This window comes from Pseudomonas sp. Pmew2 (assembly GCF_058129885.1).
Genome location: NZ_CM176702.1, coordinates 3,538,740 through 3,558,973, shown reverse-complemented (window position 1 = coordinate 3,558,973; position 20,234 = coordinate 3,538,740). Strand labels below are relative to the sequence as shown.

General features: G+C 54.9%; 18 protein-coding genes and 2 pseudogenes. 10 read left to right on the top strand and 10 right to left on the bottom strand.

Annotation, left to right across the window (positions count from 1 at the left end; genetic code table 11):
• The first annotated feature begins 330 nt into the window (after positions 1 to 330).
• On the top strand, positions 331 to 1,353 hold the full coding sequence (gene istA / locus AC4ANK_RS16200; RefSeq protein WP_460383174.1) for an IS21-like element ISPsy4 family transposase: 1,023 nt from the start codon (positions 331 to 333) through the stop codon (positions 1,351 to 1,353).
• Positions 1,350 to 2,159, top strand: a complete 810-nt coding sequence (gene istB, locus AC4ANK_RS16195; protein WP_460383172.1) for an IS21-like element ISPsy4 family helper ATPase IstB — start codon at positions 1,350 to 1,352, stop codon at positions 2,157 to 2,159. Before istA ends, istB begins: the two co-directional genes overlap by 4 nt.
• A 555-nt stretch (positions 2,160 to 2,714) precedes the next feature.
• Here the strand turns inward: istB and AC4ANK_RS16190 are convergent.
• A pseudogene (locus AC4ANK_RS16190) lies at positions 2,715 to 3,413 on the bottom strand (IS110-like element ISPsy16 family transposase); the annotation flags it as partial.
• Positions 3,414 to 3,817: 404 nt separating this feature from the next.
• On the opposite strand from AC4ANK_RS16190, the gene xopAF reads away from it, so the two are divergent.
• The 6 genes from xopAF (at position 3,818) to AC4ANK_RS16160 (ending at position 11,589) form a co-directional block, all read left to right on the top strand.
• Positions 3,818 to 4,660, top strand: coding sequence for a XopAF/AvrXv3 family type III secretion system effector (gene xopAF / locus AC4ANK_RS16185; RefSeq protein ID WP_460414670.1), 843 nt, complete (start codon positions 3,818 to 3,820; stop codon positions 4,658 to 4,660).
• Between the two features lie 316 nt (positions 4,661 to 4,976).
• A complete protein-coding gene (locus tag AC4ANK_RS16180; protein WP_015060659.1) occupies positions 4,977 to 5,573 on the top strand; it encodes a recombinase family protein in 597 nt (198 codons plus the stop codon).
• On the top strand, positions 5,563 to 8,589 hold the full coding sequence (locus AC4ANK_RS16175; RefSeq protein WP_015060658.1) for a Tn3-like element ISPsy30 family transposase: 3,027 nt from the start codon (positions 5,563 to 5,565) through the stop codon (positions 8,587 to 8,589). Before AC4ANK_RS16180 ends, AC4ANK_RS16175 begins: the two co-directional genes overlap by 11 nt.
• A 584-nt stretch (positions 8,590 to 9,173) precedes the next feature.
• Positions 9,174 to 9,812 (top strand): N-acyl amino acid synthase FeeM domain-containing protein, encoded by a 639-nt coding sequence (locus tag AC4ANK_RS16170; protein WP_031599113.1) that lies wholly within the window; start codon positions 9,174 to 9,176, stop codon positions 9,810 to 9,812.
• Between the two features lie 46 nt (positions 9,813 to 9,858).
• Positions 9,859 to 10,992 (top strand): MFS transporter, encoded by a 1,134-nt coding sequence (locus tag AC4ANK_RS16165; RefSeq protein ID WP_058887150.1) that lies wholly within the window; start codon positions 9,859 to 9,861, stop codon positions 10,990 to 10,992.
• A gap of 285 nt (positions 10,993 to 11,277) precedes the next feature.
• Entirely contained in the window at positions 11,278 to 11,589 is a 312-nt protein-coding gene (locus AC4ANK_RS16160) for a MobA/MobL family protein (protein WP_330218099.1), read from the top strand.
• On the opposite strand, the gene AC4ANK_RS16155 is transcribed toward AC4ANK_RS16160, so the two are convergent.
• From AC4ANK_RS16155 to AC4ANK_RS16130, 6 genes are all read right to left on the bottom strand, one after another.
• Positions 11,586 to 12,113: a hypothetical protein gene (locus AC4ANK_RS16155; protein ID WP_044320037.1), complete on the bottom strand. Its 528-nt coding sequence runs from the start codon at positions 12,111 to 12,113 to the stop codon at positions 11,586 to 11,588. The genes AC4ANK_RS16160 and AC4ANK_RS16155 overlap by 4 nt on opposite strands.
• A 139-nt stretch (positions 12,114 to 12,252) precedes the next feature.
• Positions 12,253 to 12,546 carry a type II toxin-antitoxin system RelE/ParE family toxin gene (locus AC4ANK_RS16150; protein WP_044424159.1) on the bottom strand — a complete coding sequence of 98 codons (294 nt, stop codon included), beginning with the start codon at positions 12,544 to 12,546 and terminating at the stop codon, positions 12,253 to 12,255.
• Positions 12,546 to 12,731 (bottom strand): type II toxin-antitoxin system RelB family antitoxin, encoded by a 186-nt coding sequence (relB, locus tag AC4ANK_RS16145; RefSeq protein ID WP_080719061.1) that lies wholly within the window; start codon positions 12,729 to 12,731, stop codon positions 12,546 to 12,548. The genes AC4ANK_RS16150 and relB overlap by 1 nt, the downstream gene beginning before the upstream one ends.
• A gap of 205 nt (positions 12,732 to 12,936) precedes the next feature.
• A complete protein-coding gene (locus AC4ANK_RS16140; RefSeq protein ID WP_031598957.1) occupies positions 12,937 to 13,416 on the bottom strand; it encodes a DUF4411 family protein in 480 nt (159 codons plus the stop codon).
• Positions 13,403 to 14,551 (bottom strand): ImmA/IrrE family metallo-endopeptidase, encoded by a 1,149-nt coding sequence (locus tag AC4ANK_RS16135; RefSeq protein WP_031598959.1) that lies wholly within the window; start codon positions 14,549 to 14,551, stop codon positions 13,403 to 13,405. The genes AC4ANK_RS16140 and AC4ANK_RS16135 overlap by 14 nt, the downstream gene beginning before the upstream one ends.
• Before the next feature lie 265 nt (positions 14,552 to 14,816).
• Positions 14,817 to 15,131: an HU family DNA-binding protein gene (locus AC4ANK_RS16130; protein ID WP_031598871.1), complete on the bottom strand. Its 315-nt coding sequence runs from the start codon at positions 15,129 to 15,131 to the stop codon at positions 14,817 to 14,819.
• 349 nt (positions 15,132 to 15,480) lie between these two features.
• Here AC4ANK_RS16130 and AC4ANK_RS16125 point away from each other — a divergent pair, with 349 nt between their 5' ends.
• Positions 15,481 to 15,762, top strand: a complete 282-nt coding sequence (locus AC4ANK_RS16125) for a hypothetical protein (RefSeq protein ID WP_015062535.1) — start codon at positions 15,481 to 15,483, stop codon at positions 15,760 to 15,762.
• A complete protein-coding gene (locus AC4ANK_RS16120) occupies positions 15,743 to 16,972 on the top strand; it encodes an IS91 family transposase (RefSeq protein WP_460382827.1) in 1,230 nt (409 codons plus the stop codon). The genes AC4ANK_RS16125 and AC4ANK_RS16120 overlap by 20 nt, the downstream gene beginning before the upstream one ends.
• Before the next feature lie 312 nt (positions 16,973 to 17,284).
• Here AC4ANK_RS16120 and AC4ANK_RS16115 read toward each other — a convergent pair whose 3' ends face one another.
• The 3 genes and pseudogenes from AC4ANK_RS16115 to AC4ANK_RS16105 form a co-directional block, all read right to left on the bottom strand.
• Complete coding sequence (locus AC4ANK_RS16115) at positions 17,285 to 17,602, bottom strand: type II secretion system protein GspI (protein WP_460385193.1); 318 nt, start codon at positions 17,600 to 17,602, stop codon at positions 17,285 to 17,287.
• A 26-nt stretch (positions 17,603 to 17,628) separates the two neighbouring features.
• Positions 17,629 to 18,504: pseudogene (locus AC4ANK_RS16110) on the bottom strand (pectate lyase family protein); the annotation flags it as partial.
• A gap of 336 nt (positions 18,505 to 18,840) precedes the next feature.
• Positions 18,841 to 20,145, bottom strand: coding sequence for a sensor histidine kinase (locus tag AC4ANK_RS16105; RefSeq protein ID WP_460384997.1), 1,305 nt, complete (start codon positions 20,143 to 20,145; stop codon positions 18,841 to 18,843).
• Between the last annotated feature and the right edge of the window lie 89 nt (positions 20,146 to 20,234).

The following is a 20,234-nucleotide window of genomic DNA, read 5'->3' as shown; positions in this document are numbered from 1 at the left end:
GAAGATAATGTCCGAGCGAGAATATAACACAGTTCGAAACCTGCACCTTAGCCAGCTTTCAGACCCTAAATATCTGCATTTACTGAGAGAGTTTGCTGGCCACATGGCTCCGCCATGCGTAGCAGAAGCCCTAACGAGGTGGCTTGATAGCCTTCAAGGAATGAAACAGGGAGCGGTCGTATGAAAATGTTATCTCTCATCCATCAGTCATCTTTCAAGGAGCTAGCACCGTGAATGGATATGAACTGTCACCGCCACTGTAAAAATGACCCCCTAACGCCAACCTAGAATTGACCCCCTGGGTAAAACTGGCGGCTTTGAGCTGCCAATATGTTGACCCAGGAGCAGTCTGTGGAAATTAAAGTATTGGCCCGTCAGGGCCATGGCATCAAATTCATCGCCCGTGAGCTGGGTATTTCGCGTAACACCGTGCGCAAGTACCTGCGAAAGGCCCGGTCGCTACCCAGTGACAAGGTGAGACCCGCACGTCCGTGCAAAATCGACCCCTTCAAGGACTACCTGCATGAGCGTATTGAGGCAGCGCGCCCGCACTGGATTCCGGCGACCGTCCTGCTGCGTGAGATCACGGCATTGGGGTACAGCGGCGGCGTCAGTCGTCTGAAGGCTTATATTCGCCCCTTCAAACGTAAGGCAGAAGAGCCGGTGGTACGTTTCGAAACTCTGCCCGGCAAGCAGATGCAGGTGGACTTCACCACCATTCGACGAGGCCGTCAGCCGCTTAAGGCGTTCGTGGCGACACTTGGTTTTAGTCGAGCAAGCTTTGTCCGTTTCTCCGAGCGAGAGGACAGCGAAGCCTGGCTGACAGGGCTTCGGGAGGCGTTCGCTTACTTTGGCGGCGTGCCCGAGCAGGCATTGTTTGATAACGCCGGAACCATCATCACCGAGCGAGACGCTTTTGGGGAGGGCCTGCACCGTTGGCATCCCCGATTGGCTGCGCTGGCCGATGAGTTTGGTTTTATTCCCAAGGTCTGCCGCCCTTACCGTGCCCAGACCAAGGGCAAGGTTGAGCGCTTCAACGGGTATCTGAAGGGCAGTTTCATTACCCCGTTGGCCGCTACGCTCAAGAGTGCGGGTCTGACGCTGGATGTGGTGACGGCCAACGCACATATCGGCCAATGGCTCGACGAAGTCGCTCATCAGCGGATTCACGGCACGACGGGTGTTCAACCAGCGGTACGTCTGGCCGAAGAGCAGCAGGTACTATTACCACTGCCAACACAGAGCCTGCGCCCACAACCCGCCCAAGGCCTACGCCTGGGGCGGGTCCTGCCGTACGAGAGCTTGCAGCATCCGCTGTCGGTTTATGAGCAACTGCTGGAGGTGAGAGCATGAACCTTCAACATGCTCGCCTGACAGAACTATGCAAGGGGCTAAAGCTTGAGCGCGTCGGGGTGGACTGGCCGCACCTTGCCCAACAAGCAGCAAGCGGCGAAGACAGCTTTGCCGACTTCCTCGAAAAGCTGCTGGCTGCCGAGACCGATGCCCGAAGTGAACGCTCTCGACAGGCCCTGCTGAAAACTGCCGCGCTGCCCGCCGTGAAAACGCTGGAGCAATACGACTTCGCGTTTGCCACCGGCGTCCCCCGGGCACAGCTCCAGGAGCTGGCAGCATTGAGTTTTGTTGGGCGTACCGAGAACATCGTGTTCCTGGGGCCTAGTGGTGTAGGCAAGAGCCACCTGGCCATCGCCCTGGCCTACCGGGCAGTGATGGCCGGTATCAAAACCCGCTTCGTCACGGCGGCTGACTTGATGCTGCAACTGACCGCTGCGCACCGCCAGGAACGGCTCAAGGAATACTTCAGTCGTGTGGTGATGGCCCCCGGGTTGTTGGTCATCGATGAAATCGGTTACCTGCCGTTTGGTCGTGATGAAGCCAACCTGTTCTTCAATGTTGTCGCCAAGCGCTACGAGCAAGGCAGCCTGATCCTCACGAGTAACTTGCCGTTTACCCAGTGGGCCGGAACCTTTGCGGATGATCAAACACTGACAGCGGCCATGCTGGACAGGCTGTTACATCATGCCCATATCGTGCAGATGACAGGTGAAAGCTATCGACTCAAGGACAAGCGCAAAGCAGGAATCAAATCGTCTCGGGCCGAACCGGCTCGAAAATATGAACCCGAGGGGGGTCAAAACTAAGTTGGCGATTTAGCACGGAAGGGGGTCACTTTTTAGTTGGCGTTGACAATGAACACCCTACCCGCGACACCCCGGTGCACGCAGTCTACAGATTGTCTTGGCTTGCATATGCCAACGTGATAATGACGTCGATTTTTTTGATTGTTGTGTCATTAGGCATCGGCTCGTGGACGACACATAATGCTCAATCTGATCCGGCCTATAAGGGGCGAATAGAGAAAACGGAAAAAATCGTACTACAAGGGCTTCCCCATTGAGCACAAGCCCAATAGTTTCTGTTTGACTCCGCTGCATGTGCCGGATCGACGGAAAGAAGGTGAAGGACTGCGGTACTACAAACGGTCATCTTGAGCTGATCGCTCGGACCCTGATGAAAGACGCACGTGAGGGCCTCGTTCGCTAATCGGGACTGAATTTCCCATACGATTTTTCAGGTATCCCTCACGCAGGTCCAACCCGCTTCACATCAACGACGGCAGTGCACATTGATCCTTTTATCCGCTCATGATCCTCGCCCTAACGCCTTACAAGGTGATCAGTCATGACCTCTGGTGTTTACGCGCCCGTTGGTTCTGCCTGTTCAGGCTTGAACGTGTCGCCGTAATGCAGGACGGCCCAGGCCATCCTCGCATTCTTGGCGGCAATCGCCACGGCCGCACGCCAGTAACCCCGTCGCTCCATGAGGTTGCGGATCCAGCGACTGAGAGGGTCTTGCTTATTGCCCAGGTTGGCCATGACAGATCGAGCTCCAAGCACCAGTAGACTGCGTAAATAGGCATCCCCGGCTTTGGTGATACTTCCCAGGCGCTGCTTGCCGCCGCTACTGTACTGGCTTGGCGTCAGACCGAGCCAGGCAGCCACTTGGCGACCGTTTCTGAAGTCGTGCCCATCTCCAATACTGGCCACTAAAGCACTTGCTGTGGTCGAGCCAACCCCACGCAATTGCAGTAGCCTACGGCTGCGGTCGTCTTCGCGAGCGATCTGATTGATGGCTCGATCAAGTTCCACCAGCCGATCCTCGATATGGCTGGTGTGCTCCAACAGTTCACTCATGCACCGTCTTGCCCAGCCAGGCAAGCTGTCCAGACAGGGACCAATCTCTTTTCTCAATCGCTCTGGGCTTTGTGGCAGGACCACGCCGAATTCAGAAAGTAATCCGCGCAGTCGGTTGTACGTAGAGGTGCGTTCTTCGATGAATCCCTGGCGGGTTCGATGAAGGCAAAGAGTGGCCTGCTGATGCTCGTCTTTAACAGGGGTTGTAAGCCGGAATCCCAGAAATTTCCGTCACCCAGTGCCAAGTCCAACCACGAGTACATCCAGGCGGCGGTCTCGACGAAAGCGACAGACCTTATGCATAGGAATTTCAAAATGCCTATGCATCAAGATGGAACTTTTTCTTGCCCGCTACCACCCATTTTTGTTTTGCAGTTTCAGTTTCCTGCAAGCCCGTAAGCGGAGAAAATCAGCATATGGTGGGTATCAGCAGAGCAGGGTCATCTGGCGCTTATTTTGGTGGGTACACAGATCCGCCACGAATGCATCTAGGCGGCGGTTTAGGCGAGAGCGAAGACTTGACAGCGCAACTATTTCTGCATCGAAATTCACTATGAGCTACAGATGATCTAAGAGTTTAACCCTATTCTAAAGAGATAATTGTTATGGGACTATGTATTTCAAGACCGTCTAGTAGTAGCTATCGTGAAAACTTGGAAACTTCTGCAAGTTCTCCGAACACCAGGCCTACTTTTGGTCATCAACCCGCGTCTACGAGCTACAGAGCATCAGACGAGATGAATGAACGTCCTGCAAAGTTTTCTCATTTTCAACTTGCACGACGTGGTGGAAATTATACCCTTAAAATGGTTTCTTTAGACGCTTATCAAGCAGAAAGACGGCACGGTGGCAATGCAATAAAGGATCGCAGTGAATCTACATTCCCGTGGGTCCGTGTCTATCACTCTAAAACAGGTTTGGATTACAGCTTTCAGATCGACAGAACCACTACTGTCAAAGTGGCGGGGTTCAACGGCCTTACACCCAACGACGAAGGGACTCGGCATCTATACAGTGCTGGCACGAGTCAAATAAACATGCCTGTTGTCACAGATAACATGACTGCTTGTATTGCTGTTGCTTGTGCTGCAGAAAACGTGGATGCTGACACGGGTGAACGTATGCGGGGCGCGCAGGTCCGCGTATTCCATCTGCTCCCTTTTTGTCACGAAGACCTTGTGCCAGAAGAGGTTTTAGCGTCTATACGCGATTATCTGCAAAATGCCAGAGCACAGGGTCTGACAATGCGTGTCGCCATGCATGGTGGGGATAGAGAGGGTGATTTTTCAGTTAGCACGGCGGATGCATTGAAACAGCTATTTGCAGATGAAGGGATTCCTCTAGAGTTCGACGAGACCTGCGCAAACAGAACTTCTGACACTCTGCTGGGCGCTGTTATTTTAGATGACAACTCGACTCACTTTATAAAACATTTGGTGACTGGCTAACTAAACCAACACTAGGTGTAACCTTAAAATGAAAAATCCCCAACCTGCAATCAGCGCGGTTTTTGACCAGGATTAATTGCGACTGACCAGATGGGGCAACCAGCATTAACTGCGAATAAACCTGTATTGAACCGCGCTGAAGCGGTAAATCCAACGATCGTATCACCGGCCACCATCTGGCTGTCGTAAAACAAGTGTTTTACGACAGCACTGATGCACCTGGCGAATATGATCGTGCAGACGCTCTAGAAATGTGCGGAAAACTCTGTCGCATTCCGCTACCATACGGAAACCTATTCTTGATGGTTATTCGTCTATGTTGGTTGGGTACATGCGCGTGTCGTCGGACTCAGACAGGCAAAACACTGACTTACAACGCGATGCGCTGCTCAGTGCCGGCATCGATGCACGACACCTGTTTGAGGATTACGTCTCCGGCACGAAGGATAACCGCACGGGTTTGGCTCAAGCGCTCCAATTCGTTCGCCCCGGCGACGTACTTGTGGTCTGGAAGCTGGATCGGCTCGGTCGCTCGCTGTCGCATCTGCTCAGCATCGTGACCTCGCTCCGGGACAAACAGGTGGCGTTCCGCTCGCTGACCGAGGGCATGGATACCACCACGGCGTCTGGCGAGCTGCTTTTTCATGTGTTCGGTGCGCTCGCGCAATACGAACGCGCGCTGATCCAGGAGCGCGTCGTCGCGGGTCTGGCCGCCGCCCGGCGGCGCGGTCGCATTGGCGGACGGCCGCAGGCGATCACCGGTGAGAAGCTGGATGCCATCGTTGCTGCGCTGAACGATGGCATCTCTAAGGCCGCCGTGTGCCGTAACTTCGGTGTTAAGCGCACCACCTTGATCGAAACCCTGGCGCGTGTCGGTAGGCAAGGTTACGGAAGAGTTGCTGATGATCCATAAGAACAAGCTGATCAGTGTCCTGTCCGACGCCGAACAGGAAGCCCTATACGGGTTGCCGGATTTCGACGACGGTCAGCGACTTGAATTTCTATCGTTATCGGAAACCGAACTGGCGTTCGCCGGCAATCGTCCCAGCCTACCTGCCCAAGTCTACTGCTTTTTGCAGATCGGTTACTTCAAGGCCAAGCATGCCTTCTTCCGCTTCGACTGGAACGAGGTCGAGGACGATTGCACTTTCGTGTTGAGCCGCTATTTCCACGGCGAGACGTTCGAGCGCAAGCCGATCACCAAACATGAGCATTACACCCAGCGCGAAGGGGTCTCCGAGCTGTTCGGCTATCGGCTTTGGACGGCCGACTTCCTGCCGCAGCTTGGGCAGCAGGCCACGCAAGCCGCAAGGCGTGACATGACGCCAGGGTTCGTGGCCGCCGAGCTGATCGTCTGGCTCAACGAGCACAAGATCATCCGGCCCGGCTACACCACCCTGCAAGAGCTGGTCAGCGAAACACTGTCCGCTGAACGTCGGCGCTTGGGTGGCCTGCTGGCGCAAGTGCTGGACGACGCGGCCAAAAACGCGCTGGCCCAGCTTCTGGTACGTGATGACACCCTGTCTCAACTAGCGGCGCTCAAGCAGGATGCCAAAAACTTCGGTTGGCGCCAGATGATCCGCGAGCGCGAGAAGCGCGCCTTGCTGGAGCCGCTGCACCGAATCGCCAAGGCGCTGCTGCCCAAGCTGGGCGTTTCGCAGCAGAACCTGCTGTACTTCGCGAGCCTGGCAAATTTCTACACCGTCCACGATCTGCGCAATCTCAAGGCGGATCAGACCCAACTTTACCTACTGTGCTACGCCTGGCTGCGCTACCGGCAACTCTCCGACAATCTGGTCGATGCAATGGCTTACCACATGAAGCAATTGGAGGAAGAGAGTAGCGCGGGTGCGCAGAAGTCTTTCGTCGCAGAGCAGGTGCGTCGTCAGCAGGACACACCGCAAGTAGGGCGCCTGCTGTTGATCTACGTCGATGACACGGTGGCCGATGCCACACCGTTCGGCGACGTGCGCCAGCGCGCGTACAAGATCATGCCGAAAGATACGCTCCAACTCACCGGCCAGCGCATGAGCGTGAAGCCGGTGAGCAAGCTGTCCCTGCACTGGCAGGCAGTAGACGGCCTGGCCGAACGCAACCGCCGCCATTTGCGACCACTGTACGTCGCACTCGATTTTTCTGGCACTGTCCCCGACAGCCCTTGGCTAAAGGCGCTGGCCTGGGCCAAGAGTGTGTTCGCCAAGCAACAGCGCCTGTCCCAACGGCCCCTAGCTGAATGTCCGGTGGCCACGTTGCCGAAACGGCTGCGGCCGTACCTGCTGACCTTCGATGCCGACGGCAAACCGACCGGTCTGCACGCCGACCGCTACGAGTTCTGGCTGTACCGGCAGATTAGGAAGCGTTTCAAGTCGGGGGAACTCTACCTCGACGACAGCCTGCAACACCGCCACTTATCAGACGAGCTGGTCTCGATGAACGAGAAGGCCGACACGCTTGCGCAAATGGACATCCCCTTCCTACGGCAGCCGGTGGACGCCCAGCTCGATGCGCTGACGCGGGAGCTGCGCGCGCAGTTGCTGGCATTCAACCGCGAGCTGAAGCGGGGCAAGCTGACGCACCTCACCTACGATAAGGACGCGAAGACGCTGATCTGGCACAAGCCCAAGGGCGAGAATCAGAAGGTGCGCGAGCAGTCGTTCTACGAGCAATTGCCGTACTGCGATGTTGCCGACGTATTCCGCTTCGTCAATGGTCAATGCCATTTTTTGTCCGCGTTGACGCCATTGCAGCCGCGCTATGCGAAGAAGGTGGCCGACGCCGATAGTTTGATGGCGGTCGTCATCGCGCAGGCGATGAACCACGGCAATCAGGTCATGGCACGCACCAGCGACATTCCTTACCACGTGCTAGAGACGACCTATCAACAGTACCTGCGCCAAGCATCGCTCCAGGCCGCCAACGACCGGATCAGCAATGCCATCGCCGCGTTGCCGATTTTCCCCCATTACTCGTTCGACCTGGATGCGTTGTACGGTGCCGTCGATGGTCAGAAATTCAGCATCGAGCGCCCAACCGTGAAGGCGCGCCACTCGCGCAAATACTTTGGCCGTGGCAAGGGTGTCGTCGCCTACACGTTGCTGTGTAACCACGTGCCGCTCAACGGCTATTTGATCGGCGCACACGACTTCGAGGCGCACCACGTGTTCGACATCTGGTATCGCAACACGTCGGACGTCGTGCCGACCGCGATTACCGGTGATATGCACAGCGTCAATAAGGCCAACTTCGCCATCTTGCACTGGTTCGGTCCACGCTTTGAGCCGCGCTTCACCAATCTCGAAGACCAACTCCAAGAATTGTACAGCGCCGATGATCCGGCGCTTTACGAGAAGTGCCTGATCCGGCCGGTCGGCCAGATCGATCAGCAGCTCATCATCAGTGAAAAACCGAACATCGACCAGATCGTTGCCACGCTAGGCCTCAAAGAGATGACGCAAGGCACGCTGATCCGCAAGCTTTGCACCTACACCGCGCCGAATCCGACACGGCGCGCGATCTTCGAGTTCGACAAGCTCATCCGTAGCATCTACACGTTACGTTACCTGCGCGATCCGCAGTTGGAACGGAACGTACATCGCTCGCAGAACCGCGTCGAGTCCTACCACCAGCTACGCTCGACCATCGCACAGGTCGGTGGAAAGAAGGAATTGACCGGGCGCACCGACATTGGAATCGAGATCAGCAACCAGTGCGCTAGGCTGATCGCCAACGCCATCATCTACTACAACTCGGCCATCCTGTCGCACCTGCTGACGAAGTGCGAAGCGAGCGGCAATGCCAAGGCCGTGGCGCTGATCACCAAGATTTCACCGGCGGCCTGGCGGCACATTCTGCTGAATGGGCACTACACCTTCCAAAGCGACAAAATGATCGACCTGGACGCACTACTGGCAGGGCTGGAGTTGGGGTGACGGAATTTTCTGGGGTTCCGGCTTACAACCCCCTACTGGGTCAGTTTTCGGTCAGCGGCAACAGACGTGCTAACCGGCGCGGGTTCAGTTGCAGCTAATGTGAGCCGGAAACGATGGAATGCAAGTCGATGCGGCTGAATGCAAGCTCGCTCGCAATTAATCTGAGCCAGACGGCTCCGTCAGTCGCAGTTAATCTGAGCCGAAAATTGCGCTGATTGCGAGCACGGCTGTTTTCGATTGCAAGCCGCTACACCTATGCATGAACGCCAGGCTGGCATTGCTGTAATCGAGGTGGCGGCTGGTGACACTACTGTTACCCCATCAAAATGGAACTTTTTCTTGCCCAGTTGCCACTCAGTTGTCCTGCAGTTCAGTATGCGTTGGTGGGTATCAACAGAGCAGGTTCACATGGCGCTTATTCTGGTGGACACAGAGTCTGAACCAGCACGCGCAACTCCAGCAACGCGAGCCCTAGTTGGTTTTGCTGTTTTTTAAACGAACCCTTGCCATCCCTCAAGATGGGGCGACGGAAATATCTGGGGTCCCGGCTTACAACGTCCACAACGAATGATCAATCGAAATTTATGAAAAACATGTTCTCTGGCATAACCGTACGGCTCTCTGAATCACATCAAGACAAGCAAGCTGTCCATGAGTTGAGAATCAATGCATACGCAAAATATGAGTGGAGCAACAATGGCAAGCGCATGGGGTTCGATGCTACGGACGAAAATCCTTGGGTGGACTCGCTCATTGCATTCCAAAAGAATGAGCCGATTGGCACGATGCGGATCATTCGAGCGAACAGGGACACGATTGATAGGCTGTTGAGCTATGAGCTCTGGAAAGATCATATAGACCAATGCATCTCGAATTCCAGCCCAAACATTCTGGAGTTTAATAGATTCGCCATCACGGAGGGTGGAAATTTCCCAATTGCTGCCTGCGCACTTCTTAAGGCAGCGATGGCCATACAAGCCATTGACGATATTGATTTTATCACCGGGGAAGTGCGTGCTGATCATGCTGGCTTCTATCAAAAATTCTTAGGCATGGCTGTTTCTGAAGAAGTTCGGACTGACCGCATCCTTCAAGTTGACTACAGTCTTCTGACTGGCTATCCAAAATCAGGAATCGGAAAGCTTCAACAACGAAAACCGTGGATGGTGCCGACTCGAGCTGATATCGACTCTTGGAAGCAAGTCGCCTCAATTTCTTGGTGAACTCAATATATTTTGCGGTTGCCGAAGCCAAATACAGGGCTGAAAAATGGATTATTCGGGTGTTAGGGTGTGGCTGCCGAACATAGCAACGTTCCTGCTTTTGGGCAGTATCGGCTGCACCATCCCTTTGTTATCAAGATCCTTGGAGGATACAGGCTTGACCCAAGCCAGGATTGGAATTGTTAGCGGGGCTTTTTGGCTTGCTCCGATACTTTTTAGAGTTTACATTTCCCGCCTGCTAGAATATAAAAAAAAGAAAATGCTGATTGTTTTTGGGCTCGTGACGACGGCGTTTGCATATCTCATCACAAATGAAGTTGAAGGGATTTTTCAGTTGGTGTCAGTGCGCTTCGTTCAGGGTATAGGCTACACGATTTCAATTATTGGAATACTGGCCTTTGCTGTTAATTCTGCGCAGGCTCGTGAGCGCGCCAGCCAGTTTTCAATCAACAGTATATTTAGCTTTCTTGGTTATGCGCTAGGCCCTGCATTAGGCGAATTTGTTATTCAGCGTTTAGGTTACGCACGCACTTTTGAGATGGCTTCTGCCATGTGTTTTTTGGCTGCGGCATTTATTTGCGCAGGTCGCGAGCCTCTCTTGAATTCCCCATCAGGGCCGACCATTAGTACGAAGAGCAAGAAACCTCCGCCACTGCGCTCGACATGCATCCAACTGATGCTGGTCGCTGCCCCCCTAGGTATGGCAGAAGCATTTGTTCCGATTTTTTCGCGGCAGGAGGGTTATGGGTCTGTGAGCGCCTTCTTCCTCATATTTGCTTGTGCCACACTTGCTATCAGGGTGAATATGTCGAAACTGAGCTGTTGGCGAAGTTTCACTTGGCTCGCTCAGGCAGGCGCTCTGTTATGCACGCTGGCGCTCACGGTGCTCGCAGCATCCAACTCGAAATCTATGATGCTTGCGGCTTCGTCTTTCATGGGCCTCGGGTGGGGGCTGGTTTTCCCCTCATTAATAGGATTGAATGCGGAACAAAATCCCGAAGCAAGCTCAACTCAACTTTCTATTTTCAGCTCAGTGTACGATTTTTCTTTCTTCTTCGGTCAGGTGCTCTTTGGTTTGATTATCTCCAGCTTTGGTTATCGACTCTCTTTTATGTTGGCAGGTATAGCTTGTTTGGTATCGTTTGCGTCGATAAAATTTCGTCTGTTTGAAGGCGGCTAACTAAAGGAGTTCACGCAATGGCTGCTGCCTACGAAGGTCTGGCTGAGGTCACCATAAGTGCTGAGTATTTCGGTGCCGAGGCGGTAAAAAGCGAAAATCCCCAGGTATCTATTGCCCTAAGGGGAGCCCGCAGAATTCGGAAAAAATCGTACGTTAAGCACTGCCGACAGGAGGCATGCCCTCGTGCAACCTGGACTGTGTCCGATTGAAGTACACCTCAACCCGGCGTCAGGCCGCTCACCAGCCCCCTGTCAGACTAGGACGGTTTTCTGTATTTCCTGACGGATCGCCGTCAACTTCTATGACCTCAACCTGACAAAATTCACGCTAGCGTACGATTTTTTCCGTTTTCTCTATTCGCCCCAAGTAGTCGCCATCCGCCAGTTGTGGGAGCAGATGGCTAACCGCGCCCTGGAGAACGCTGGTTCAGATGCCCGAATCGATTCACGCAGTCTCAAGGCGCAGGGCCTAGATCGCGAGGCGACCATGCATCTGGGGCCGGTGGCCAGCGACATGGAACGCCGCGGAAAGGCCTCTGATCGGGGCGATGGCAACCGGCAAGTTGCTGTGAACAACGCGATGCTCGAGCAGATTTAATGAAGGCCCGTGGATTTCTGAAGCTGTGACAACTGACGTAGCGAAGGCGAAATGACGCGCGCTAGCCATTTGTCATCCAAAGGCGGAATGGCACCCAATTGTTCTGCGATGTACACACATTGCAGCAACGTTTGCTCCAGTAGCAGATAGGGCGCACCGGTTTCGTCTTCCGACATTTCCAAGAAAGACGGTGACGTCGTCGCCTTTGTGGCTTTCTTGGCATGTTCTGCGGCAAATTTCATATCCAAACGCTCTAGCCTCGACTCACTAGAGACCGTCACAACGGGTTTACCCCATTGCTTGTTAAGCTCGGCTTTGCTCCACCAGGTGGAACCTAACGGTGCCACCAGTTTCGCTTCCTCTAAACTCCATAGCGCGTCTAACATCTGCTCCAGACTGAGCATAACCATGCGCTCACCATTGACCTCCAATTCGAAGGCCAGCCGCTCTGGCGTATTGTCATCCTCATCGAATCGAACTCTGGTCGGCCAAGCTATCAATTTCAAGTCATCAGAAAGCTGCAATGTCCTCTCCTGTGATCATGGAAAAAAAGGGGCCGAAGAGCAATGGAATAGCCAACCAACTTAAGTAGCATCGAAGCATGAATACCAAAATTTCCTACCTGATGACCCACCGCACTTCCCTGGAACGCTGGAGTGAGCACTACGCTAGTCCAGTTTGGGGATATTCTTGCCGTGCGTGGACGACGTTCACCACTTCTATGCGCGTTGAGGTGACGCGATAAAACACCAGGTAGTTAGGATGGGCCACGATCTCGCGCATTCCTGGAACGCGGTCACTTATCGCATACAGATAAGGATGTTCTGAAAGGGGCAGAACGATGCTACGCAAGCGCTGCCACAACCTTTCGGCAGCAGCTATATCACATAAACCTATGTATTCGATTATTGCCGCCAAATCGTTGTCCGCTGATTCTAGCCAGAAAATGGGTAGCATCAGGACGCTCGGCGATGGCGCAATCGTGCCAACCGCTCTGCCATCCTTCGCTCGACTTCATCATGCGGGATAGCAGGGCGCGAGTCGGCCAGACTTGCCTCCACCTTCGCGCGTAGCCAGGCGGTGTAATTGGCCTCTAGCTCTTCAGTTTCAAACTCCGAAACGATAGGCGAACGATCAACCATAAGGATTTTCTCCATTTATCTCTGAGTGAGTTTACACCCGAGCGACTGACGAAGGAATTTTCGGCGGTTCCGGCTTACAACCCCAAACTGCGCGGCTACTCGCGACGGATGCGGCTACCCTCCACCACACCCCAACCGGCAGCGGCCAGCGCTGGATCGATGTACTCGAGCCTTGTTTCAGCTTCGTTCATATGAGTTGACGTCATCAGCCGAAAACCGCTTGCGAACGCTTTATGTAGTCGAGGTAGTCGATCCAGGGTGTTTGCACGCTTGCCATATTGCAAACAACAGGAATCTTCCAGTTGCGTTTTTGCTTGTTCGCAGAAGGTTGAAACGCCTCATCCGTGACCAACTCACAGGCATGCAGCTTTGCGGTGGCGATGATGTACAGATCGTTTTCATCGACTCCGGCACCGTACTTGTCCTCTTCGATCTCAAGCAGGCCCTTTATGCGTAAGGCCTCCAGCAGGATCGCCTCGGTCACGGGCATCTTTTGCAGACCAGCGTCCTTCAGCCAAGTCACGCACTCCGGTGCCTTATGTCCAACTTCCTCGACGGCAACCTCGGACATCCGTATCACCCCTTGCGCTACTCGATCTGACATCCACTTCCAGAGCCCTGGAAACTGAGCGACGGGGTAGTTATCCCATGCGTAGAGCATGGAGGACGCATCAAACACCTGCATAGAAGCGCTCCAGCTTATGCAGGTCTGAGATCTTTAGGTTATCAAGATAACTGCTGGCTTTGGCGAGCGTGATACGACGAGCATTCATAGCTTCGAGCACCGTGCGCACGTAACCATCACCAAAAATGTGCCGAGGTTCGCGGTTGCGGTGCTCGCGGCTGCCGCCCTCTTTTTCAGGTATAACCCGTTGCTGACTCCACTGCCGATAGGCGGCATAGGCTGCATTTGGCAAGCGGCCGGCATCCATCAGACGCCGCAGAATCATCTCACCACTCACACCCCAAGTCCTGCGTTGCGGCTGAAGCCAGTCATCAAATTCAGCTACATCAGCGGGGCGTTCATTGTCGCGAATGCTCAACAGAAAGCGGTCAGGGACTAACAAATGTCCGGCAAAGGCATTCGCCTCCCGCTCTTCACCGTCCGCCGAATACAGATCTCCCTCATCGTCAATTGAACTCGCACGATGAAGGAGTATGTGCCCCAGCTCATGCATCAGAGTGAAGCACTGGCGCGTATCTACATCCTGTTTCTTAACCACAATTACGGGGCACTCAGGCTCATAGAGCGAAAAGCCCAAGATCGGGTTTTCCTTCGCAATCTGCCATTGGCCGTTGTAACCATTGCTGCGGAAAACGAGAAGGCCGCGAGCTTCGATGGCCTGCCTGTAACTGTCGAAATAGTTGCGATCCGACAATCCCAGCCATTCCCGCACACAGCTGGCTGCAGCGGGGATAGTCAGGCCCGCCAGATCGGGCGGCGAGAATCGCACGACCTCTGCCGGGTCAAGTTCCTCGCGCAGTGCGAGGAACACTGCGCGCTGACGTTCTACTCGCTCGATCAGCAGCTTCAAGCGGTGCGAAAGCTCTGGCTTCTGATTGCTCAAGGTGCGGAACTGCGGCGAGTGCACCTTTGCCTCGTTGACCGGCCCTGGATCCATGAAAAACAGAGTGCCACGCCCCAAAAAGGCCGCCAGCTTGCGCAACTGATTGAAGGTCAGCCCTGCCTCTCCGGCCATCACCTTGGCAAAACTGGCAGGCGCTATATCGATCTCACGGGCGAGTTCATCCCGCGTCATACCGTGATCGGCACAACACCAGTCAATTCGCGCGAGATTGATCGATTGGATACGTTCCATGATTTGAGTATATAGGCAGCGCCTACCTGTGAACATGAGCCATCAAAGCTGGCCGCTGAAAGCCTGATGCAGCAGGGATTGCTTTAGCTGGTCGCTTTCCGGCTGGTTCGTCTACCCGACATGGTTTTACGTACACGTTTTACCCATTGAAAGGTGCCATCTTCGCGCTTGGCGCGGCAGCATCGGAAATCAAAGGTTTGGCGTCAACCCGCACCAGTACTGGTTTCCCAAACGTGACGGAAATTTCGTCGTACGTAACCCCAACTTAACGTGTTTTATTTTCCGTTTTCTGAGACGCACCGTGGTTGATCGCGTCGTTCAGCACCTTGGCAGGGACGAACTTGACGACTTTCTTGGCAGCGATTTCGATGGCGGCACCAGTCGAAGGGTTGCGGCCAGTACGTGCTGGACGCTCAGCCACTTTCAGTTTGCCGATGCCCGGTAGAGTGATTTCTGCACCGCTTTCCAGTTGGTCGGCAACGATCTGTCCCAATTGCTCAAGAGCCTTACCCGCGGTGGTTTTTGGCGCATCGATAGCTTCTGCAATACCGGCAACCAATTGGTCTTTCGTCAGAGCCATGGTGGTGTTCCTTCCAGATCAAATTCATTTGGATTGCAGAGTAAGGGGTCAGCTTGGGGCAGGCAAGAGCCCAGCTATCCAGTAGCAGCCCCCATTGACCGCGAAATGTCGAGACCACCAACCAGACTTGAGTTCGGTCCGAACACTCACTGGCACCAGTGCTGGCGGGCTATGCAGCGCAATACTGTGAAGGCTGCACGCACTGAATTCATACGCTCACTACCCATCATGAACCATCCTCATGTTCTGTTTTTAAGAACTGGGCAGCCTGCGGCTGCAAATTGTGGGATTTTGAAATCGGTTATCATAGCCAAAATTGAGTCGATCCCTCCTCAGCACAGGCTTACACATGGCGTCAGAGACAAAAAAACGTAAACGGGCAAGCCGGGCAAAAGCCAAGGCAAAGCAGACCCGTCTCCAACGCGCCGGGCATACCACCTTCGTTCCCGATACCGAATTTTTCTTCGATGTCGATCCTTTGGGTGATGTCGATCTTTGTAGTTGCTGCCAGACAGCGTATCTGAACGACAGGTTTCCCGACGCTTCTTGCGTAAGCGTTTCGATGAGAGAAGGGCCAGGCGGATTCGCCATCACCGCCGTCATTCACCACGATGAGGAGCCATCCTGCTGACGTGGCCTCTGCACCGCCTGCTTACAAACCTCGACCGCTCAAAAACCTCTTCACGGCCAACGGCTGCTGGGCAGATTTGCTGGAAGCCGGCGGTCTGCGCCAAATCGAAGTGGAGTCGATCAGCAAAATGCTCGCCTGCGGCACCTCGATACTGGGCGTCAAACACTACACCTGTGGCAATGAGCATTGCCCACACGTCAAATACCTGTGCAACACCTGCCATTGCCGGGCCTGTCCTTCCTGCGGCAAAAAGGCCACCGACCAGTGGATCGCCGTGCAAAACAACCGTCTGCCCGACTGCCCCTGGCAGCATCTGGTGTTCACGCTGCCCGACACGCTGTGGTCCCTGTTCTTCTACAACCGCTGGCTGCTCGATGCGCTGTTTCGTCTGGCGGCCGATAACCTGATCTACACCGCCAAGCGGCGCGGTTTGCGCGTCGGGATTTTCGGTGCGCTGCACACCTATGGCCGGCGGCTCAACTGGCATCCCCACGTCCACCTGTCGGTGACCGCGGGCGGCCTGGATGAGCAGGGCGTCTGGAAAAATCTGTCGTTCCACAAAGAGGCCCTGCGGCGGCGCTGGATGTGGCTGGTGCGCGATTACCTGCTGGGACAGCCGCTTTCGCAACTGACGATGCCGCCGCAGCTGGCCCACATCCACTGTGAAAGCGACTGGCGCCGTTTGATACTGACCGCTGGTGGCCAGCACTGGCACATCCACTTGTCGAAGAAGACGGAAAACGGCCGAAAGACCGTCAATTACCTGGGCCGCTACCTGAAAAAACCGCCGATCTCGGGCAGTCGTCTGGCGCATTACACCTGCGGGGCCACGTTGAGCTTTACCTACCTGGATCACCGCACGCAGACCTATCAGCAGGAAACGCTGAGCCAGGCCGACATGCTGCGCCGGGTGGTCCAGCACATCCCGGAAAAGCATTTCCGGATGATCCGGTATTTTGGTTTTCTGGCCAATCGGGTGTGTGGGAAATACCTGCCGAAGGTGTATGAAGCACTGAAGATGGCGACGCCAGGACCGGTACCAAAGCTGTATTTTGCGCCGATGGCCAAAGCCTTTCTAAACGTCGATCCGTTCCGCTGCGTGCTGTGTGGCGCGCGGATGGTATACACGGCAGCGATCAGCGGGCTGACGGTGCAGGGACTGGTCCTCAACGCTCAGGCGATCGCGCAGATGAGGTACGTGAAGCCCTGACAGGGGGAAGGTGCGTCCGCACCTAGGCTCAGCGGTAAAATAAACTGTGTTAATGCGGATTTATAGGGATTTTCACTGCATAAGTAACGCATCAGCGTCTTCCTACGCATCGCTATGAAGGCATGACGCCTCCTTCACAGCGTCAGGTTCATGCATAGGCATTTTGAAATTCCTATGCATCAAGGATGTACGTCTGGTGGCTATCGAGAGTGACGCAGTAGTGATCGAGCAGGGTACCGAGCGCACACGATTCAAGGTCGCCAGCCTGGCAGGCCTGCCGGAGTTGCCCAGCCTGCTGCGTCGTTGAAACGCTCATGGAGACTCTTTCGGCTGGCGTCGGATCGCTATAACGGTATCGAGGCGGGCCAGTGGTGGCGCTTTATTGTCCCGCTGTAATACTCGCAGACTGACCCGCATCAACATTCCGTCTGCACTGGCTTTGAGTGTCTGTTCACAGGTCAGCGAGCGCCTGCCCTGGTCGCACTTGCGGGCTGTGAAACCAGGCCTGAGCCTTGTCATCATGCGTAATTCGGCCAGTTGGTTCTGCGCCGCCAGCAGCGCAATGGCGCGGTCGCGCAACACACCGTTGTTGAAGGTCATTACCCCGCTCAAGCGCACGGCCGCCGCCATTGCCACGGCGATGATCAACAGCGCCACCCGACGCCCTGGGCATACACAAACGGGTAGACCTTATGGCTGGTACTTCCAGTGTGGTAGTTGTTGTAAAGATGAACCTGACCAAACCGCACGCGCGGCCCGCGAGAGGAAATATTCTCGAACAACGAGTTATGAATGGTCACCTTCAGTTTGCCGTCATCGGTTGTTTTACTGTCACTTGAACCGATCAGGTTATTCTTTTCATGATTCCGGAACACGGAATACGAGATGGTGACGTAGTTGGCGCCGTTCTTGACGTCCAGTGCGCCATCATGGTGTCGTTTTGGACGGCCATTGGCCGTGCCATTCTGATCATCGGTACGACGGCCGTCGGTAAACGTCACATGATCGATCCATACATTGCTGGCACCTTCGACCGTCAGCCCGTCGTACTCCGAGTTCCAGTTGCCGGCGCTGCCATCTTCCGGGTCCCAAGGGTTTTCAATGGTCAGGTTGCGAATGATGACGTCGTTTTCCTTCGCGTAGAAAAACCCTTCCCTTATCTCGGCACTGCTGGAGGTGCCGACAATCGTGGTTTTGCCGGGGATGTCCAGGCGGGCGCGCTGCTTCATATCAGAGGTTTTGGTGTACGGTTTGCCCTCGCTGACATCAATAACCCCTGTCACCTTGATGATCCGGCCGTTGCTGCCTGCCGACGCAGCCAGTGCGGCTTTCAGCTCGGCGGCGTTTTTCACCGTATAAATGTTATTCGCTGCTGCCCTCGAACCACCCTTGGTGCCCCCGTTTTGAGTAGCCCAACCGGTAGTGGCAATATCGGTGGCGGTATCGGCGTGGGCAGACAGGCTGACAGACAATAGCGATACAAGAATGCCGCCCGTCAATGCGAGCGGCGTTAAACCATGAGGCTTCAACATATAATCTATTCCTTGATTAATGTGTGTACAACGTGCAGTTATTGCAACTGCGTATCCCACAGCAAACATCCTGTTGCCAAGGCAGTAGCGCAAACAGAATGTTTGCTGTTGATTGAATATAGTCGTGAATCGGAAAGCGCCATTGTTGTGAGTGTATTTTTTGTAAAAGAGAACCCACGCTGTTTATTTTTTACAGGCATCTAACGCGCAATAAGTACATTGCTATTGTCGCCATGATGGTAATGTAATTCATGAGGTGAATGCGTCTGATGCGGCCTTGTTATTCATCTAATGAATAACAAGGCCGCGTCAGACGTCTGTGAAGTAGTGGGGCGCTTAATTCGTTGAATTGATCGGACCCAGTATTCTCAGATAGAGATGCACGGTCGTCCCGTTTTCAGGTGCTGTTTCGACGCGTGCGCCTCCGCCTGCGTTCACCGCAAACTCCTGCACCTGAACAAGGCCCAGGCCGGCACCTGGTTCGGAGCGTCTGGTGGTGAAGAAGGGTTCGAATATCTGTTCCTTGAGATCGGCGGCCATGCCTGGGCCATTATCAGCCACGCTGAGTACCAGGTAGTCGCCTTCCGGCAATCGTGGGTCTTCCTTGACTGACTCCAGTCGAGTGGCGATATGTACCTTGCCAGACCCTGACATTGCATCACGGGCGTTGGCCAAGAGGTTCAATACGGCGGCGTGCAACTGCGCTTCGGCGCACAGGACGCCCCAGCCCTGTGCGCTAAGGTCGAACGACAGTTCCAGATTGTCGCCTGCCGAGCGCAATAACAGATCACGGGCGGCATCGAACCGTTCGCTGACATCGATGCAGATCAGTTCGGGGCCGTCCTGACGAACGCTATCGAGCAAACGGGTGACCAATTGTCGACCGTGATCCACAGCTCGCAGGCCCGTGTCACTGAGCGTCTCGACATCAGCTGGGCGACGCGAGCGCATGCGGACAAGTTGCAGGCTGGCGCTCAGCGCCTGGAGCAGGTTGTTGAAGTCGTGGGCGATGCTCGCTGTGAGCATTCCCAATGACGACACCCGCTGTGACTCGCGCAGATTGCGTTCAACGGCCAGGCTTTGACTCTGTGCGCTTTCGAGTCCCAGGGCCAGTTCTGCGGCATGTTGGTCGCGTTGTTGTGTAAGCAGGCGATATTGCATCAAGGCTGCGGTCTGGCGGGCCAGTGCCAGCAGGGCCAGACGTTGTTGTTCGGTCAGAACACGCGGCCAGATATCGATTATACACACCGTGCCCAGCGCATGGCCCGTGTCGGTGCGAATCGGTGCGCCTGCATAAAACCGGATATAAGGAGGGCCCAGCACCAGCGGGCTTTCTCTGAAGCGGGGGTCGGTGGTTGCATCTTCTACGACCAGCACATCGGAAGGTTGCAGGATTGCGTGTGCGCAGAAGGCCAGATCGCGATGGGTTTCCTTGACGTCCAGGCCGATGCAGGCCTTGAACCACTGGCGTTCCCGGTCAACCAGCGAAACCAGGGCGATGGGCGCGTCGCACAGCGTGGTAGCGAGCAGCACAATGTCGTCGAAGTCCTGCTCGGGAACGCTGTCCAGTATCCTGAGATGCTCAAGAGACAGGACTCGTTCTTCTTCGTTGGCAGGAAGTGGCGCAGGGTGGTGGGTCATGGGGCGCACCGCGATCAGATGAGATAAGGTCTTATGATGCCTATGATTTATACAGGGCAGCAAGGTACACAGCGTATAAATGCACGCGA

What these genes read in the sequence shown, in the direction of transcription:
- istB (WP_460383172.1), top strand. Translation starts at nt 1,350, where the DNA reads ATGAACCTTCAACATGCTCGCCTGACAGAACTATGCAAGGGGCTAAAG.
- xopAF (WP_460414670.1), top strand. Translation starts at nt 3,818, where the DNA reads ATGGGACTATGTATTTCAAGACCGTCTAGTAGTAGCTATCGTGAAAAC.
- AC4ANK_RS16180 (WP_015060659.1), top strand. Translation starts at nt 4,977, where the DNA reads ATGTTGGTTGGGTACATGCGCGTGTCGTCGGACTCAGACAGGCAAAAC.
- AC4ANK_RS16120 (WP_460382827.1), top strand. Translation starts at nt 15,743, where the DNA reads ATGAGGAGCCATCCTGCTGACGTGGCCTCTGCACCGCCTGCTTACAAA.
- AC4ANK_RS16130 (WP_031598871.1), bottom strand. Translation starts at nt 15,131, where the DNA reads ATGGCTCTGACGAAAGACCAATTGGTTGCCGGTATTGCAGAAGCTATC.
- AC4ANK_RS16175 (WP_015060658.1), top strand. Translation starts at nt 5,563, where the DNA reads ATGATCCATAAGAACAAGCTGATCAGTGTCCTGTCCGACGCCGAACAG.
- AC4ANK_RS16140 (WP_031598957.1), bottom strand. Translation starts at nt 13,416, where the DNA reads ATGCAGGTGTTTGATGCGTCCTCCATGCTCTACGCATGGGATAACTAC.
- AC4ANK_RS16170 (WP_031599113.1), top strand. Translation starts at nt 9,174, where the DNA reads ATGAAAAACATGTTCTCTGGCATAACCGTACGGCTCTCTGAATCACAT.
- AC4ANK_RS16105 (WP_460384997.1), bottom strand. Translation starts at nt 20,145, where the DNA reads ATGACCCACCACCCTGCGCCACTTCCTGCCAACGAAGAAGAACGAGTC.
- AC4ANK_RS16150 (WP_044424159.1), bottom strand. Translation starts at nt 12,546, where the DNA reads ATGCTACCCATTTTCTGGCTAGAATCAGCGGACAACGATTTGGCGGCA.
- relB (WP_080719061.1), bottom strand. Translation starts at nt 12,731, where the DNA reads ATGGTTGATCGTTCGCCTATCGTTTCGGAGTTTGAAACTGAAGAGCTA.
- AC4ANK_RS16165 (WP_058887150.1), top strand. Translation starts at nt 9,859, where the DNA reads ATGGATTATTCGGGTGTTAGGGTGTGGCTGCCGAACATAGCAACGTTC.
- AC4ANK_RS16125 (WP_015062535.1), top strand. Translation starts at nt 15,481, where the DNA reads ATGGCGTCAGAGACAAAAAAACGTAAACGGGCAAGCCGGGCAAAAGCC.
- AC4ANK_RS16115 (WP_460385193.1), bottom strand. Translation starts at nt 17,602, where the DNA reads ATGGCGGCGGCCGTGCGCTTGAGCGGGGTAATGACCTTCAACAACGGT.
- AC4ANK_RS16135 (WP_031598959.1), bottom strand. Translation starts at nt 14,551, where the DNA reads ATGGAACGTATCCAATCGATCAATCTCGCGCGAATTGACTGGTGTTGT.
- istA (WP_460383174.1), top strand. Translation starts at nt 331, where the DNA reads ATGTTGACCCAGGAGCAGTCTGTGGAAATTAAAGTATTGGCCCGTCAG.